Source organism: Micromonospora sp. NPDC007208, from assembly GCF_042869175.1.
GTDB lineage: Bacteria > Actinomycetota > Actinomycetes > Mycobacteriales > Micromonosporaceae > Micromonospora > Micromonospora foliorum.
Map to the genome: position 1 here is coordinate 1 of NZ_JBIAFG010000005.1, position 14,528 is coordinate 14,528.

14 protein-coding genes, 1 tRNA gene, 1 pseudogene and 1 riboswitch are annotated in these 14,528 nt (G+C 68.5%); of the genes and pseudogenes, 9 read left to right on the forward strand and 7 right to left on the reverse strand.

The features are described 5' to 3' along the window. Nucleotides 1-167: 167 nt before the first annotated feature. The 3 genes from ACFYL6_RS11800 (at nucleotide 168) to ACFYL6_RS11810 (ending at nucleotide 3,668) form a co-directional block, all read left to right on the forward strand. Nucleotides 168-1,493 carry a hemolysin family protein gene (locus ACFYL6_RS11800; RefSeq protein WP_387170426.1) on the forward strand — a complete coding sequence of 442 codons (1,326 nt, stop codon included), beginning with the start codon at nucleotides 168-170 and terminating at the stop codon, nucleotides 1,491-1,493. Next, entirely contained in the window at nucleotides 1,486-2,487 is a 1,002-nt protein-coding gene (locus tag ACFYL6_RS11805; RefSeq protein WP_238659890.1) for a hemolysin family protein, read from the forward strand. Before ACFYL6_RS11800 ends, ACFYL6_RS11805 begins: the two co-directional genes overlap by 8 nt. A gap of 167 nt (nucleotides 2,488-2,654) precedes the next feature. Beyond that, the gene (locus ACFYL6_RS11810) at nucleotides 2,655-3,668 is read left to right on the forward strand and encodes an NlpC/P60 family protein (protein ID WP_387170428.1); all 1,014 of its coding nucleotides are present in this window, start codon (nucleotides 2,655-2,657) and stop codon (nucleotides 3,666-3,668) included. Nucleotides 3,669-3,723: 55 nt separating this feature from the next. Here ACFYL6_RS11810 and ACFYL6_RS11815 read toward each other — a convergent pair whose 3' ends face one another. Next, nucleotides 3,724-5,706, reverse strand: a complete 1,983-nt coding sequence (locus ACFYL6_RS11815) for an N-acetylmuramoyl-L-alanine amidase (protein WP_387170430.1) — start codon at nucleotides 5,704-5,706, stop codon at nucleotides 3,724-3,726. 235 nt (nucleotides 5,707-5,941) lie between these two features. Next, nucleotides 5,942-6,077: riboswitch (cyclic di-AMP (ydaO/yuaA leader) on the forward strand. 76 nt (nucleotides 6,078-6,153) lie between these two features. Here ACFYL6_RS11815 and ACFYL6_RS11820 point away from each other — a divergent pair. Further along, entirely contained in the window at nucleotides 6,154-7,131 is a 978-nt protein-coding gene (locus tag ACFYL6_RS11820) for an NlpC/P60 family protein (RefSeq protein WP_387170432.1), read from the forward strand. A 101-nt stretch (nucleotides 7,132-7,232) separates the two neighbouring features. Here the strand turns inward: ACFYL6_RS11820 and dcd are convergent, their stop codons facing one another. Continuing rightward, on the reverse strand, nucleotides 7,233-7,811 hold the full coding sequence (dcd, locus tag ACFYL6_RS11825) for a dCTP deaminase (protein WP_089018323.1): 579 nt from the start codon (nucleotides 7,809-7,811) through the stop codon (nucleotides 7,233-7,235). Nucleotides 7,812-7,910: 99 nt separating this feature from the next. Between dcd and ACFYL6_RS11830 the strand changes: the two genes are divergently transcribed. The 4 genes and pseudogenes from ACFYL6_RS11830 to ACFYL6_RS11845 form a co-directional block, all read left to right on the forward strand. Next, nucleotides 7,911-8,468, forward strand: a complete 558-nt coding sequence (locus ACFYL6_RS11830) for a pyridoxamine 5'-phosphate oxidase family protein (RefSeq protein WP_387170434.1) — start codon at nucleotides 7,911-7,913, stop codon at nucleotides 8,466-8,468. A gap of 276 nt (nucleotides 8,469-8,744) precedes the next feature. After that, nucleotides 8,745-8,818, forward strand: a tRNA-Gly gene (locus ACFYL6_RS11835). 530 nt (nucleotides 8,819-9,348) lie between these two features. Then, nucleotides 9,349-9,654 carry a peptidase inhibitor family I36 protein gene (locus ACFYL6_RS11840; protein WP_387171139.1) on the forward strand — a complete coding sequence of 102 codons (306 nt, stop codon included), beginning with the start codon at nucleotides 9,349-9,351 and terminating at the stop codon, nucleotides 9,652-9,654. Nucleotides 9,655-9,956: 302 nt separating this feature from the next. Further along, nucleotides 9,957-10,043: pseudogene (locus tag ACFYL6_RS11845) on the forward strand (transposase); the annotation flags it as partial. Here the strand turns inward: ACFYL6_RS11845 and ACFYL6_RS11850 are convergent. Beyond that, nucleotides 10,039-10,641 (reverse strand): hypothetical protein, encoded by a 603-nt coding sequence (locus ACFYL6_RS11850; RefSeq protein WP_387171196.1) that lies wholly within the window; start codon nucleotides 10,639-10,641, stop codon nucleotides 10,039-10,041. The pseudogene ACFYL6_RS11845 and the gene ACFYL6_RS11850 sit on opposite strands and share 5 nt — an antisense overlap. 35 nt (nucleotides 10,642-10,676) lie before the next feature. Between ACFYL6_RS11850 and ACFYL6_RS11855 the strand changes: the two genes are divergently transcribed. Continuing rightward, nucleotides 10,677-10,928: a hypothetical protein gene (locus ACFYL6_RS11855; RefSeq protein ID WP_387170436.1), complete on the forward strand. Its 252-nt coding sequence runs from the start codon at nucleotides 10,677-10,679 to the stop codon at nucleotides 10,926-10,928. A gap of 49 nt (nucleotides 10,929-10,977) precedes the next feature. On the opposite strand, the gene ACFYL6_RS11860 is transcribed toward ACFYL6_RS11855, so the two are convergent. The 4 genes from ACFYL6_RS11860 to ACFYL6_RS11875 all read right to left on the reverse strand — a co-directional run bounded on the left by ACFYL6_RS11860 (nucleotide 10,978) and on the right by ACFYL6_RS11875 (nucleotide 14,308). Then, the gene (locus tag ACFYL6_RS11860) at nucleotides 10,978-11,190 is read right to left on the reverse strand and encodes a hypothetical protein (protein WP_387170438.1); all 213 of its coding nucleotides are present in this window, start codon (nucleotides 11,188-11,190) and stop codon (nucleotides 10,978-10,980) included. Between the two features lie 944 nt (nucleotides 11,191-12,134). Then, nucleotides 12,135-12,386: a 2'-5' RNA ligase family protein gene (locus tag ACFYL6_RS11865; RefSeq protein WP_387170440.1), complete on the reverse strand. Its 252-nt coding sequence runs from the start codon at nucleotides 12,384-12,386 to the stop codon at nucleotides 12,135-12,137. A gap of 223 nt (nucleotides 12,387-12,609) precedes the next feature. Further along, nucleotides 12,610-13,203 carry a class I SAM-dependent methyltransferase gene (locus tag ACFYL6_RS11870; protein WP_387170441.1) on the reverse strand — a complete coding sequence of 198 codons (594 nt, stop codon included), beginning with the start codon at nucleotides 13,201-13,203 and terminating at the stop codon, nucleotides 12,610-12,612. A 166-nt stretch (nucleotides 13,204-13,369) separates the two neighbouring features. Continuing rightward, nucleotides 13,370-14,308, reverse strand: a complete 939-nt coding sequence (locus tag ACFYL6_RS11875; protein WP_387171141.1) for an LD-carboxypeptidase — start codon at nucleotides 14,306-14,308, stop codon at nucleotides 13,370-13,372. Nucleotides 14,309-14,528 lie beyond the last annotated feature (220 nt).

Genomic DNA, 14,528 nt, shown 5'->3' on the forward strand with positions numbered 1-14,528 from the left:
GCGGGTTGGGTAAACGCCCTCGCGCCGGCGGGGGTTTGGGTTGCCGGGGCGTTGGGGGTGCTTTCCCGCTAACCCGTGGTTTTTTTACCCCGCGGGGGGGCCCCCCGGCGGCCCCCCGCCGTCGTGCAAGAATCTCGCCGAGGTGAGGCGACATCGACGGCCTACTCTTGACGACGCTGTTGCCCCTGGTCGGCTTCGTAGCCCTGACCGCGGGCAACGCGTTCTTCGTCGCGGCCGAGTTCGCCCTGGTCACGGTCGACCGGGCGGAGATCGACCGGCGGGCCGCCGCGGGCGACCAGGCCGCCCTGACGGTACGCACAGCGTTGCGCGAACTCTCCTTCCAGCTCTCCGGGGCACAGCTCGGCATCACCATCACCGCGCTGCTCACCGGCTACCTGGCCGAGCCGGCCCTGGCTCGGCTCTTCACCCCGCTGCTGCGCCCACTGGCCGGAGACAGCACCGAGCGGCTCACCCCGTTCATCGCGTTGGCCCTGGCCACGCTGATCTCCATGCTCTTCGGCGAGTTGGTGCCGAAGAACGCGGCGCTGGCCCGGCCCATGCCGGCGGCGCTGGCCACGGCCGGCCCGATGCACACCTTCTCCCGGACGTTCGGCTGGGTGATCCGAGGGTTGAACGGCTCGGCGAACCGACTGGTCCGGGCGCTCGGCGTGGAGCCGCAGGAGGAGTTGGCCAGCGCCCGCTCACCGGAGGAGCTGGGCCTGCTGGCGGGCATCTCGGCGCGGGCCGGTGCCCTGCCCACGGACACCGCGATGCTGCTGCGTCGCACCATCCGCTTCGGCGACAAGCGGGCCGCGGAGGCGATGACCCCCAGGGTGGACGTGGTCGCGCTGCGCGCCACCGCCACCGTGGCCGAGCTGCTGGAGGAGTCGCGGCGGACCGGGCGAACCCGGTTCCCCGTGTACGAGGAGACCCTGGATCTGGTGACCGGTGTGGCCGGCGTGCCCGACGCGCTGGGCGTGCCGCTGGCCGACCGCGCGTCGACCCGGGTCGCCTCGGTGGCCCGCGAGCCGGTGTACGTGCCGGAGAGCCTGAACCTGGACGGCGTCCTGGCCGCGCTGAAGGCGGCCGGGGCCGACCTGGCCATCGTGGTCGACGAGTACGGCGGCACGGACGGCGTGGTGACCGTGGAGGACCTCGTCGAGGAGTTGGTCGGTGAGATCGCCGACGAGTTCGACCCGGCGAGCGTGGACGACGACGGGTCGGCCGAGCTGACCGTGCCGGGCGGTGAGCGCACCGTGCTGGTCGACGGTGTGCTCCGCTCCGACGAGTTGGCCGAGCAGACCGGCTTCCGGCTGCCCGAGGGGCCGTACGAGACGTTGGCCGGGTTCCTGATGGCCCAGCTCGGGCACATCCCGCTCGCTGGCGAGACGGTCGAGGCGGACGACTGGGAGTTCACAGTGGTCGAGGTGGAGCGGCACCGGATCGAGCAGGTCCGGGTGTTGCGCCCGGCGGATCCGGACGACGATGACTGAGCTGTTGGTGACCGTGCTGTTGCTGCTCGGCAACGGGTTCTTCGTGGGCAGCGAGTTCGCGCTCATCGCGTCCCGCCGGACGGTGATCGAGCCGCTGGCCGCCGGGTCGAAACGCGCCCGCTGGGCGTTGTCGGCGATGAACCAGATCCCGTTGATGATCGCTGGCGCGCAGCTCGGCATCACGGTCTGCTCGTTGGGTCTGGGCGCGATCGCCGAGCCGGCGCTGGCGCACCTGCTGGAGCCGCCGTTCCACGCGGCCGGACTGCCGGAGCGGGCGGTGCACCCGGTCGCGTTCGTGCTGGCGCTGGGTGTGGTGGTCTTTCTGCACACGGTCGTCGGGGAAATGGTGCCGAAGAACATCACGCTGGCCGGTCCGGAGGTCTCTGCACTCTGGCTCGGCCCGGCGATGTTGGCGTTCTGCGTGGCCACCAAACCGTTGTTGCTCGCGATGAAATGGGCGGCCCGGCGGGTGCTCGCGTTCTGGCGGATCGAGGCGTCCGAGGCGGTGAAGACCGTCTTCACCGCCGAGGAGTTGGCCGGATTGGTCTCCCAGGCACGGACCGAGGGGCTGCTCGACGCGGAGCAGCACGCGCGGATCACCGGCGCGCTGGCCCTGCACGCGCGTACGGCGGCGGACGCGCTGCAACCGTGGTCGACGGTGGTGACGGTGGCCGAGGACGTCTCGCCGGCGTCGTTGGAGGTGCTGGCGACCCGGACCGGCCGGTCCCGGTTCCCGGTGGTGCAACGGTCGACCCGTCGCGTGCTCGGCTTCGTGCACGTCAAGGACGTGCTCGGGTACGCCGGACAGGGTCGCCGGTCCCCGGTGCCGGCCGACGTCTACCGGCCGCTGGCGGTGGTGCCGCCGGAGCGTACGTTGGCCGACCTGCTGCTGGCGATGCGCCGCGAGCGACGGCACATGGTGCTGGTCAGCGACGGGCGCCGGCCGCTCGGTGTGGTCACTCTCGACGATGTATTGACCGCAATCGTTGGTTGATGGACCAATACCCTTGGTGTGCAAGCGGTTGCACGACAGTGATGGTTACCGCGCTCGCCTTGATTACCGCCCCGAGCTTCCCTAATGTGGGGCACCGACCGCTGTGGGTCGTCTGCCTCGGCCCTTCCCTCACGCGAGGCGCCCGGCGGTCGGTTGCAAAGGAGTCGGTGCCGGTGGCAACCATGCCCCCTCATCGTCACGACCTGAATGCGTCTGCTCGCTCTGGTGGCCTGCGCCGCGCCGCGCACCGGGTGCTGATCCTGGTCGCCGCGGCGGCGGTCGGCGCCGGTCTGCTGACCGCGCCGGCACATGCCGCGCCCACGGTCGACGAGATCGAGGCGCAGATCGACAAGAAGTGGGAGCAGTTGGAGCCCACCATCGAGCAGTACAACAAGGTCCGGGCGCAGCTGAAGGTCAACCGACAGAAGTCGGCGAACCTCCAGAAGAAGATCGAGCCGCTGGCGCTACAGAGCGAGCTGGCGCTCAACCGGGTCGGCGACCTCGCCTCCCGCTACTACATCTCGGGCCCGTCGCACGACATCGGCGCGCTGCTGGTCAGCGCCAAGCCGGACACGCTCACCGAGCAGCTCACCATCCTCGACCGGCTCGCTTCGCAGGAGCGCAAGGAGGTCGAGGGTGTGCTGGCCGTCCGGGCCAAGTACGACGGCGAGAAGCAGAAGCTGGACGCGCTGATCGTCACCCAGACCCGGCAGCAGAACGAGCTGGCGGCGAAGAAGAAGCAGATCGACGGCGAGATCAAGCAGCTCGAGGCGTCGATGCCGAAGACCACGGTGGTGACCGCGGCCTGCCCGACCATCAACGGAGTGGTCAGCGCGGCGGCCCGCACCGCGATCAGGACCGCCTGCGGCAAGGTCGGCAAGCCGTACGTCTGGGGTGCCACCGGCCCGAACTCGTTCGACTGCTCGGGGCTGACCCAGTACGCCTACAAGGCGGCCGGGATCTACCTCACCCACCACACGGGTGACCAGTGGAACGAGGGCAAGGCCGTCTCGCGGGCCGACGCCCGCCCCGGCGACCTGGTCTTCTTCTTCTCCGGCCTGAGTCACGTCGGGCTGTATCTGGGCAACAACCAGATGGTGCACGCGCCACGTGCCGGCAAGCCGGTGCAGGTGTCCAGCATCACCACCATGCCGATCGCCGGTTTCCGCAGACCCGGCTGATCCACCTCGCGCAACACGACGGCCCCCGGTCACCGACCGGGGGCCGTCGTGGTTCTCAGCGGGGCGCGCCCACCGGGGACGGCAACAGCTGCACGTCGGCGAGGTCGACGTACATGATCCGGTGGCCGAACTGGATCTGCGCGTAGCGGTTCTTGCCGCGAATCACCGTCCAGTCGCCGGGCGAGGAGCCGTCGAACGTACTGGCCCGGTAGTACTCGCCGGCCAGCACCGCGCCGACGGCGTACCGCTGACCGGCGGCCAGGGTGTACTGCAGCGGCGAGATCGCCTGGTAGGGCACGCCCTCCGGGTACGCCGCCTGCTCCGGGTAGGCCCGTCCGTAGACCGGAATGGTGGTCCGTCCGGGCTTCGGCGTGGCCACGACGCCGACGGTCCAACTTGCGGTCGGCGCGGACGTCGGGTTGTGGAACCAGGCCCGCTGGCCGAGGTACCAGATGGCCGTCCAGTCACCCTGCCGCCCGGCCAGCGCGTACGTCTGCCCGGCGGATGCCCGGGCCCCGTGGTCCGACACGGTCATCGTGTTCGGGGTGCCGTCCGGACGGAGCGCGATGTCGTTGACCAGCGGCGCGTCCGCGGACGGTGCGCTGCGCAGCACCACCGCCGAGGAGCCGCGTGGCGCGCAGGGCACGCCCGCGGTGACACAGCCGGTGAACGCCGGCCGGTTGGTGGCGTAGTCCGGGTCGATCCGGACCAGCCCGGTGGCCGGGGTGCCGGTGTCCAGTCGAGGCGCGTGCAGCAGGTCGAAGTAGTGCGTCCAGTCCCAGTACGGGCCCGGATCCCAGTGCATTCCCCGCACGGTCGAGGCGATGGTGCCGGGCACGTTGTCGTGGCCGATGATGTGCTGGCGGTCCAGTGGGATGCCCAGCCGCAGCGCCAGGTGCCGCACCAGCTTCGCCGAGGTGCGGTACATCGCCTCGGTGTACCAGGTGCCCTGCGCCGCGAAGCCCTCGTGCTCCAGACCGATCGACTTCGCGTTGACGTACCAGTTACCGGCGTGCCAGCCGACGTCCTTGGTCTTCACGTGCTGGGCGATGTGCCCGTCGACCGAGCGCAGCGAGTAGTGCCAGCTCACGTAGGTCGGATCCTGGACGAGTTGCAGGGTCGTCGCCCAACTCGCCTCGGTGTCGTGGATGACGATGTACTCGATCTTCTGCCGGGCGGGGCGGTCGGAGAGGTCGTGGTTGCCGTAGTCCCCGTCGCCGAACGCCTCGTAGGGCGCCGGGATCCACTCGCAGGAGATGGTGCTGGGGCACTCCACCCCGTCCGGGCGGGCCAGCCGGCGCAGGCCCAGCCGGTCCAACCAGGAACGCTCGGGCCGCACCGCGCTGGCCGGCAGGGTGACCCGCTGGCCGTCGTCGGTCACCCGCGACGCGCCCGCGCCGACGGTGGTGAAGACCTCGTCGGCGAAGGCCGCCGCGGCGTCGGCGCTGTCCGCGCCCGAGTAGCGGGCCACCGCGCCGTACCAGGCCGCCGGGTCGGTGTCCGCGCCCACCGGCGCGCCCAGATCTCTCTGGTACGCGCTCAGCAGCGCGGCCCCACCCCGGATGTTGAGGCCCGCGTCGGTGCGCAGTGCCTCGGGGGTGGCGCCGGTCAGCGAGGCGGCGGCGTCCACGGTCTGCAACGCGGCGGTGGACGGCGCGGGGGCCTCGACCGGCCGGGGCGCGGGCACCCGGGCGGGACGGGAGTCGTCGCCGCGTGGGTCCTCGGCACCGGCGTCGTGGTGACCGCCCCCGGGGAGGGCGGCCACGTGCCGGGCGTCGGTCAGGTGCATCGGGCCGTAGCCGCCACTGGTGCTCGGTGTGCCGGCGTTGGTGTCCCAGCGCGACTCCAGGTAGGAGACGCCGAGCAGCACCACGGTCGGTACGCCGTACTCGGTGGCCGCGGCGGCGTACTGCTGCTGGCGGTCGGTGGTGGGTGCGGCGGCGGCCGGGCCGACGGAGAGTGGCACCGTGGTCGCGGCGGCGACCACGGTGGCGGCGAGCAGTGCGCGCCAGCCGGTCGACAGGGTTGGATGGTGCATCGAACCCCCTAGATTCTCTCGGAGTGAGGTCAGGTCACCATCGCGCCGCCCGGGAGGTCACGTCAATACCTTTCCATCTATCGAAGCGCGCGGAAAGAATTCTTCACACACGGTCCGTGGCCTCTTCCAATCGGTACGGAGTGTCACGGCCGCACGGGTTGCGGATCGGTAACAAGCGTCTCTACTCTGGTCATTCGTCGGCCCGACAGCAGCTCCGCCCAGCCCGGGCGGTAACGGACCGACACCGCCGAGTCGTTTCCGAGCGAACCGGGGACCCAGGTCCCTCGGGGTGAATCCGCAACCACTGCGGTAGGGCGCCGACTTCCCGCCCGAACCCGTCAGCTAACCCGGTAGGCGGTCAGGAAGAAGGAGTACGGAACCCCGGTGGCACTCCATGCCCCGCGGCCGTCGTCCGAGCGGTCGGCATCAGCCGGCCCGGCGTCGATCGTGCCGCGCCCACGCTGGTCCCGCTTCACCACCGCACTCGCCGCGTTGGCCAGCATCGCCGTCGTCCTGACCGGCAGTGCCACGGCGGCCCACGCCGACCCGTCCGTCGCCGAGATCGAGCGCCAGATCGACGCCGACTGGAACAAACTCGAACCGATCATCGAACGGCACAACGCCACCCGCACCGACCTCGCGGCGAAGCGCAGGCAGGCCGACGCGCTGGCCGCCCGGATCACTCCGCTGGAGCGCCAGGTCGACGCCGCGATGGACAAGGTCAGCGCCCTGGCCGTACGCGCCTACAAGGGCGAGAACGTCTCGACCGTCAACGCGGTGCTGGGCAGCAGGTCGCCCAGCGAGGTGGTCGGCCAACTGGAGATGCTCGACCGCTTCGCGCACAACCAGCAGAAGGACGTACGCCAGGTGGCCGACCTGCGCGACCAGCTGGCCGCGCAGAAGGCGCCGCTGGACGAGATGGTGGCCCAGCTGACCCGCACCGAAGCTCAGCTGGCGGCGAAGAAGAAGCAGATCAACGAGGAGATCGACCGCCTGCAGAAGCTGCGCCTCAAGGTGTACGGCAACGGTGGCGGCGGTCCGCTGCGCCCGGCGCCCTGCCCGGGCAGCTACCCCGGCGGCGCCGCGGGCACCGCGGTCAAGTTCGCCTGCGCCCAGATCGGCAAGCCCTACGTCTGGGGTGCCGAGGGTCCGAACTCGTACGACTGCTCCGGGCTCATGCTGGCCGCCTGGGCGAAGGCCGGCGTGTCGCTGCCGCACAACGCCGCCGCGCAGAGCCGCGTCACGAAGAACGTCAGCAGGGGCGACCTGCGCCCCGGCGACCTGGTCTTCTACTACAGCGACATCCACCACGTCGGCATGTACGTCGGCGGCGGCTGGGTGGTGCACGCCTCGCAGGCCGGTCAACCGGTCAAGATGAAGAAGGTCGACGACGGCCCGATCCACAGCTACGGCCGCCCAGGCTGACCCCGGGTGACCGAAGGGCCCGTCGCGATTCGTCGCGGCGGGCCCTCGTCGTTCTGTTTCTAGCGGATCGGCCTCAGCGGGTCGGCCTCAGCGGGTCGGCCTCAGCGGGTCGGCCAGGTGCGCCAGTGCTGCCAGGCGCGGCTTGGCGTCGGCCCCCGCTGGCCCTGGTAGCGCGAGCCGTAGACCACCGAGCCGTACGGGTGCTCGGCCGGCGAGGAGAGCCGGAAGATGCAGAGCTGCCCGATCTTCATGCCCGGCCAGAGCGTGATCGGCAGGTTCGCCACGTTCGAGAGCTCCAGCGTCACGTGGCCGGAGAAGCCCGGGTCGATGAAGCCGGCGGTGGAGTGCGTGAGCAGCCCGAGCCGGCCCAGGGAGCTCTTGCCCTCCAGCCGACCGGCGAGCTGGTCACCCAGCGAGATGACCTCCAGCGTCGAGGCGAGCACGAACTCCCCCGGGTGCAGCACGAACGGCTCGCCGTCGGGGACCTCGACCACCGACGTCAGGTCGTCCTGCTGCATGGCGGGGTCGATGTGGGTGTAGAGGTGGTTGTTGAAGACCCGGAACAGCCGGTCGAGTCGGACGTCGATGCTGGACGGTTGGACCAGGGTCGGCTCGAACGGCTCCAGGCCCAGCGTGCCAGCCTTGATCTCGGAGACCAGGTCGCGGTCGGAGAGCAGCATCGGACCACCATAGCCGCGCTGCCAAAAGTGGCCGGATTCGGTGCCGGTGACCAGCGCGTCGAGGTCGCTGCTCGTACATTTGTTCGATAGAATGCCCGCATGGCTTCCTGGTCCGAATTCGCCGCCGACGAGCCCCGACTCGCCGACGGGATCCGCGTTCTCCTCCAGCAGTACGGGCCGGGCTTCGGCTATCTGGCCACGGTCCGTGCCGACGGCGGGCCCCGCGTCCATCCGGTCTCCCCGGTCATCAGCGCGGAGGGGCTGTTCTGCTTCATCATCGACTCGCCCAAGCGCCGCGACCTCGAACGTGACGGCCGTTACGCGCTGCACTCGTTCCCCGCCGAGGAGAGCGACGACGAGGCGTACGTGGCGGGGCGCGCCCGTCCGGTGACCGATCCGGTCCGGGTGGCGCAGTTGGCGCAGAGCGCCCGGGCCGAGCCGCAGGTCGACTGGAGGCTCTTCGAGTTCACCGTCGACGTGGCGATGCTCACCCGCCGTGAGCAGCACATCGCTGGCATTCCGGGCCTCGCGCCGGGCCGGCCGGCCGTTCGGGTGTGGCTCGACCCAAACTCCCCGTCGGCGGCGGCCGCGCCCTTCGCCGTCCCGCAGGCGCGCCCGACCCGCCTCAGCCGTGACGTCCAGTGCACGGCCGCCTGACCACGACCGAAAGATCATCGGTGCCGGCCCCGTCGTGACGGGGCCGGCACCGATGCGCATGCCTGCCACACCCGCCACACCTGCCGGGCCGCCACTCCCGCATGATCCACTCGACTTCAGGGAAACTGCGCTATCCCGGCGCTCCGGATGCCCCGACTTTCAGGAAACCGAGTGGATCACCCCGGCCGACCCGGGCGACACGGTCCCCGGACACCTGCGGTCACCGGGGGTGCCTGGGTGCACGGGCTCGACGACTCAGGTACAGTGGTGCCGCTTGCGGGTGTAGTTCAATGGCAGAACATCAGCTTCCCAAGCTGACAGTGCGGGTTCGATTCCCGTCACCCGCTCCACCGCGAGGCCCCAACTCAGGACAGGTTCCCTGGCTGGGGGCCTCGATCGTTCCTACCGCTTCTTGCGCTGGCCGTGCCCGTTACGTGCCCGATCCTCGCCGCGATCATCCGCGACGGCACCGAAGACAACGTGGGAGACTGACACGAGCGGCTTTTCTTCGCAGACGACTATTGGCGCGAAGAACCTTCATCGTCTACGTAGTGATCCGCGGTAGTAGTAAGTGGAGCGCCCCTGGTGATGTACGCCTTCTCCGTCAGGCCCGGTCCGGGCGTCAGGGGCCGACCGCCGTCGAGGCAGGGCACCTGGATCCCCTTGAGTACCGCGATGAACTGCGGGTTGTCCGGAAGTGAGCACGATCTTATTCGTCGTCAATGGACGACTGCCCCCAACCTTACATGGCAGCGGGCCCAAAGCAAAGCCTTGCATGTCTCAATAGATGAGTTATAGTCATCGGTGCCTATAACTGATTGGGGAGGCTGTATTGAAGCTCAAGCCTTTGGCGCGGATTGTGCTTTCGTCGGCAATTGTAGTGGCCGCCACAACCGCAACTGTCGGAAGCCCTGCGGCTGCCAGTCGTTCACAGTGCAACTTAAATCATCTTGGGAAGCTCTGCCTCTGGACCGGTACAAATTACACCGGTAGTTTCTACGCCGATTCACTCGGTAAATACTGTACAACGGATGGTAGTGCTACGCACAGGTCTGCCGAAAACATGAATAATTGGGTCGTCGTCTTGTATAGCGGCGCGTCGTGCACTGGTACGGCCGTAACGTTGACTGCGGGGCAAGAGCGGAGCAACCTCGGCATTTCAGCCAGGAGTTGGCGGGCTGTGTGACGGCGGCTCGAGCGACTAGAGAAGAAGCGCCAGAACTTTAGCAATAAGCTACGTGTTCCTGCGTCGGCTTGTACTTGTAAGATCGGTGCGTAGAAGCGCCACTTGCCGACGACGGTAGGGCGGGCATGGCTAGTGTGATCAGTGAATTTCTGCAGCTCAACGATCGCCAAGGCGAGGCATGCCCGCCCTACTTCAATCGATTCGAGGTCGCGCAGATAGGTGAGGTGTCATGGTCGTCGGGTGGGGTGTATGGCCCACCGTTAGAGGGCCCATGCCTGCCGAATGTGGGCCGGCGGCGGCTAGGTGCCGCGTTCTGGCTCAGCGTCCTGAGCGAGCTCAAGAACCGTGGCGTCGGCGACGCGTGTACGGTGGTCTGCGACGGGCTCAAAGTGGGCTGCCATGGGTTTTCCGAACAGGCCGACCAAGTAGAATTGGTTGATCTGGGAAGGGAAACAGGTGCCAAGCGCAAAGAGAACCTTCTCCCCGCAGTTCCGGGAAGAAGCAGTGAAGATGGTTATCGAAGCCGGCACCCCGGTCATCGACTCGCCGAGCCGAACGACGTGGTGGCGGCGGCGCCTGACCCGCAGGGCCATTGCGTAAAACCGGTGACGTTACGTGACTGCGTCGATGAGTTGGGTTGATCGGCGGTTGGCGGTTCTGGTGGCGGGCGATGTTGATTGCGCCTCTGAGGCGGTGGTAGCCGATCGCGGTGTTACGCAGGGTGGCGAACACGGCGGGGCCGTTGCGGGTTCTCGCGCGGTGGGCGTCCTCGCGGAACGTCACATCGCGGACGTGGTGTAGGCCGTTCTCGATGAGCCACTCGTCTCGGGCGAACGCGCCCAGGTCGACCGGCTGGGCCAGGATGGCGGGCAGGCTCATGGTGTAGTAGGCGGTCTCCCGGCTGGTCTTGTCCTTGATTGTGCGGGTCCGGGTGATCCGCACCGCTTGCTGCGCGTGCGGGAACGCGAGGCCACCATCGGCGCGCACGTCAACGCTTTTGACGGTGCGGTTTCCTTGCGGCCGTGGCCAACCTCGCGCTGCTGGTCACCGGCTGGGACCTCATGCCACGGCAACGCTTTGAGCTGCGCGTACAGGGTCGGCTGGTTAGCCTTCGCCGTGACCATGAGGTCCCCACCCCGGGCGGCGACGGCGCGGGCGTGCCCGGTCTGCGCGTGGAGAGCATCCGCGACGATCACCACGCCGTGCTCTGGTTGATCTGTGAGCTGAGCGCGTCAATGATTCGCTCGTCACGCTCGTGGGCGGCGTGTTGGTAGATCATCGCGGCCCGGGTCGAGGCGTGGCCCATGCGAGCCATCAGGCCGGTCAGGCTTGCCCCGGTCCGCGATGCCAGGGTGTTGCCAGTGTGCCGCGGGTCGTGGAAGTCGAAATCGGCGGACCGGCCGCAGCCACGTAGTCACGCCACTTGCAGGCGGTCTGGAAGTTGGAGCGGGGCAGGACTGCACCCTTCGCGCCGTTGAAGACGAGCGCGTCCTGGTCCTCGTCGACGAAGCCGTCCAGGTGTGCGCGGCCGATCACCTCGTGAATGGTGACGGCCCGGGTGCCGACGGAGCCGCCCGCCTGGGTAGCTCTACCCCGGCTTGGCCGGTCCTAATTTGAGGACTGTTAGTTCCTTGGTTTATATCTTATCATTCTTCCTCTTTCCTCTTGTTGGCGCGGGTTACATGTTCACCCGTTTGTTTATGGCCGACTTGACCTTGATTGCGAATTGGTTAGTTCTGGCGGGGGCCCTTATCCTCTTCGTAATTGGCGGCTGGACGCTGGTTCAAAGCCTCTCCCGCGCGCGCAGTAGCGAGGGAGGATCAGGGTGGCCGGCTGAGTGGTGACCGGCAACACGAACCGCAGGACACCCTGCGGCTTAGGTTTCAGCCCCAGCCACACCGACTCGTATCCGCTCCGAGCCCGATACAGCGGTCAGTACAAGGCAGCGAGGGGCGGTCGCAGAGGGGTGCCGCGTCGCCCGCAGGTACACGACCGGCACGCGGCCCGGCAATTGCTTGCAACTCAATCCGATTCCCAAGCTGACAGGGCGGGTTCGATTCCCCTCACCCGCTCCACCATGAAGGCACAGGCCAGACATGTTTCCGACCTGAGCCTTCATCCGTTCCGATCACTTCTTGCGCTTGTCGTGCCCGCTACGACCCTGACTCTTCCTGATCGGCGAGCTGGGTGCGTGGCTCTCTGCTCTGGCTCGCCGGCGTGCTGGTGTGGAAAGCGGGGTGCTCCCGTCGCCCGTCGCCCGCTCCCCGATCGAGGCCCTGGCCAGGACGCTGCGACTGCCGTACCAGCCGGAGCAGGTGGTGTGGTGCCTAGCGGGAATTCGCAGACGGTGCGCCAAGGGCTGATGTCCGGTGTTCCGGCGATGAGCCTGACTCTGTCGATGGCCGCGTTGATCGGCAGGTGCGTGGAGATGGTTTCTGCGGCGTGGCTCAGCGTGGGCTTGGCGGCGTCGTGACCGATGGTCAGGTGCGGCACCACATCGCTGTGCGCCCCGGCATAGGGGGCGCCTCGGGAAACTGCTGCCACACGGCCGAAGTGAGCTCCCGGAACGGGCGAGATGGCTGCGGAGCAAGCCAGACGACCGTGTCACCAAACCACCCGACGTCCGTCAGTGCGACGTCGAACCGCGGGGTCCCGGCAATGGTCTCGCGCAGTACGGCCAAGACCTGCTCATCGATCTGCTGCGGAGACAGGAACGCGTAGAGGACGGTCACGTGCGCTGGCACCCCCACCCGGCGGCCCGGTCGAGCGATGCCCGGAACGGGCCCACCGCCTCCTCGGCCTCGGGTATCGGCACGATGAGCGCCGTGTGTGTCGGTTCCATCCCGACAGCTTTCAGCCACGGTCGGTGCCGGTCCACTGAATTCGCCATCCGCCAGGCGGCCCGCACCCACCAGAGACCAGGCAGCAGGAGGCGTGGTGTGTAAGCGCCCGTTCTCAGTCCCGGGACCGCATTCGGGCAGCGAGGATGGACGGCCGCTCGGTGAGGCGGGCGTAGGCGTCCTCGTTGACCTCGCGGAGTTCGGCGCGCGGCCGTGGCTCGACGAGCTTCTCCAGTAGGAAGCCGGCGTCCAGGAGTTTGCCGAGGAATGTTTCCAGCGTCATCCGCTGGAAGTGAAGGGCACCCGGCCCGTGCGGCAGATCGACCCAGGAGTCGTCGTAGTAGGAGCCGCCGAAGTGTCGCCAGTCAGCCGTCGGATGGGTGGTCGAGATGACGAGCCAGCCGGCGGGACGGAGCACCCGATGCATCTCGGCGAGCAACTGCCGCCGGTTTGTCAGATGGTTTATGACCAGCGCGCAGATCACCCCGTCGAAGGACGCGTCAGCGGCAAAGTCCAACGGCCGCTCCAGGTCATGCAGGCGCAACTGTGCCTGAGCGGCACGTGCGTGTGCATGGCGGAGCACCGTGGCGCTTGCGTCGATGCCGGTCACTCGGGCGCCCCGCGCCAACAGTTCGGCCGCATAGTGACCGGCACCGCAGCCGATATCGAGGATGTCCGTACTGGTGATATCGCCAGTGAGCGCCAACATCGCACGTCGATCGGTTTACGCGTTGTAGGGGCTGACGTCGGCGTTCTGTGCGAAGAACTCGCCGAGTTCGTCGTGGTACCTGGTCTCGGTCTGCATCCGAGCACGATCCCGACCGCTGAGGGCATCCGCAAGCGTGTTCGCGCGACGGCGCGCTTCCGAGCGGCCTCTACCGGTAGTCGGCGAAGATTCGGCGTTCCACGCCGTCGACGGTTACCGGGCCGCCGTGGGGAAGGATCCACTGCGGTCTGGTGTGGCCGAGCGGGACGCCGACGCAGACGACTGCCTCCGGGTTGTAGCGGGTCACCACGTCGACGACCGTGTCGCGTTGCTGCTCGCGTAGCCGCGCCCGATCCGCGGCCGCGGGTCGGCGGGTGTGGTCGGAGACCGGCGGACGGGCGACCAGGACCGCGTCGACGGCGCTGAGGAGACCGCGTTCACCCAGTGATCGGACGATCCAGCCGACCTCACGGGCGGGGAGAAGCTCCTCCGACGTCTCGATGAGCAGCACACCACCCCGCAGCACCTCCGGGGGGAACGGGAAGCGTCCCGCCGTCAGGATCCACTGGATGACCTCCAGGCAGCCACCCCAGGTGGGACCGGTGACTGTGCGGGGCGGCCCGTACCAGCTCCACGGCTCCGTTGGCTCGCGCTCTCCGAAGGACTTCAACGCCTGCGGATCTGCCCAGTCGATCCCGACATCCTCGGACTCACCCGGATCGGTGATCTCCAGGCGCTCCCCGGTGAGTAACGCCGCTCGCAGCGACCGGACGTGGATGTCGTCGACGGCGGGCCCGGGGCCAAGGTGCACCTGGGAGGACCCGCCGTAGAAGCTGGCGATGCCGAGGCCCCACAGCCAGTGGTGCAGGTTGGTGTTGTCGCTGGTGCCGAGGAACGGCTTCGGATCGGCTCGGGCAAGGTCGGCGTCCAGGTGGGGGATGACGGTGATCTGGTCCTCGCCTCCGACGACGGCGAGTATGCCGCGTACCTGGGGATCCGCGAAAGCGGCGTTGATGTCTGCCGCCCGTGCTGCCGCGCTCGCACCCACCTGGCGGGTGGTGGGGTATTCGACCGGTACGAGGCCGGTCAGGTCGGCGAGCCGTCGCATGGCCTGCTCGTGGATTCCGGGGTAGGCACCGGCCGCGGCGAAGGACGGCGAGAGAACCGCGAGGCGGTCCCCCGGGCGCGCCTTGCGAGGACGAACAAGCTCATGCTCCATGTCGAGATCCAACAGGTGCGCCAGCCCGTACGCATCTCATTTCGGGGCAGGTTCCAGGAGCACCACGGGGATCGGCGGAGCGGGCATCGGCGACACGGATGCTTCTCAC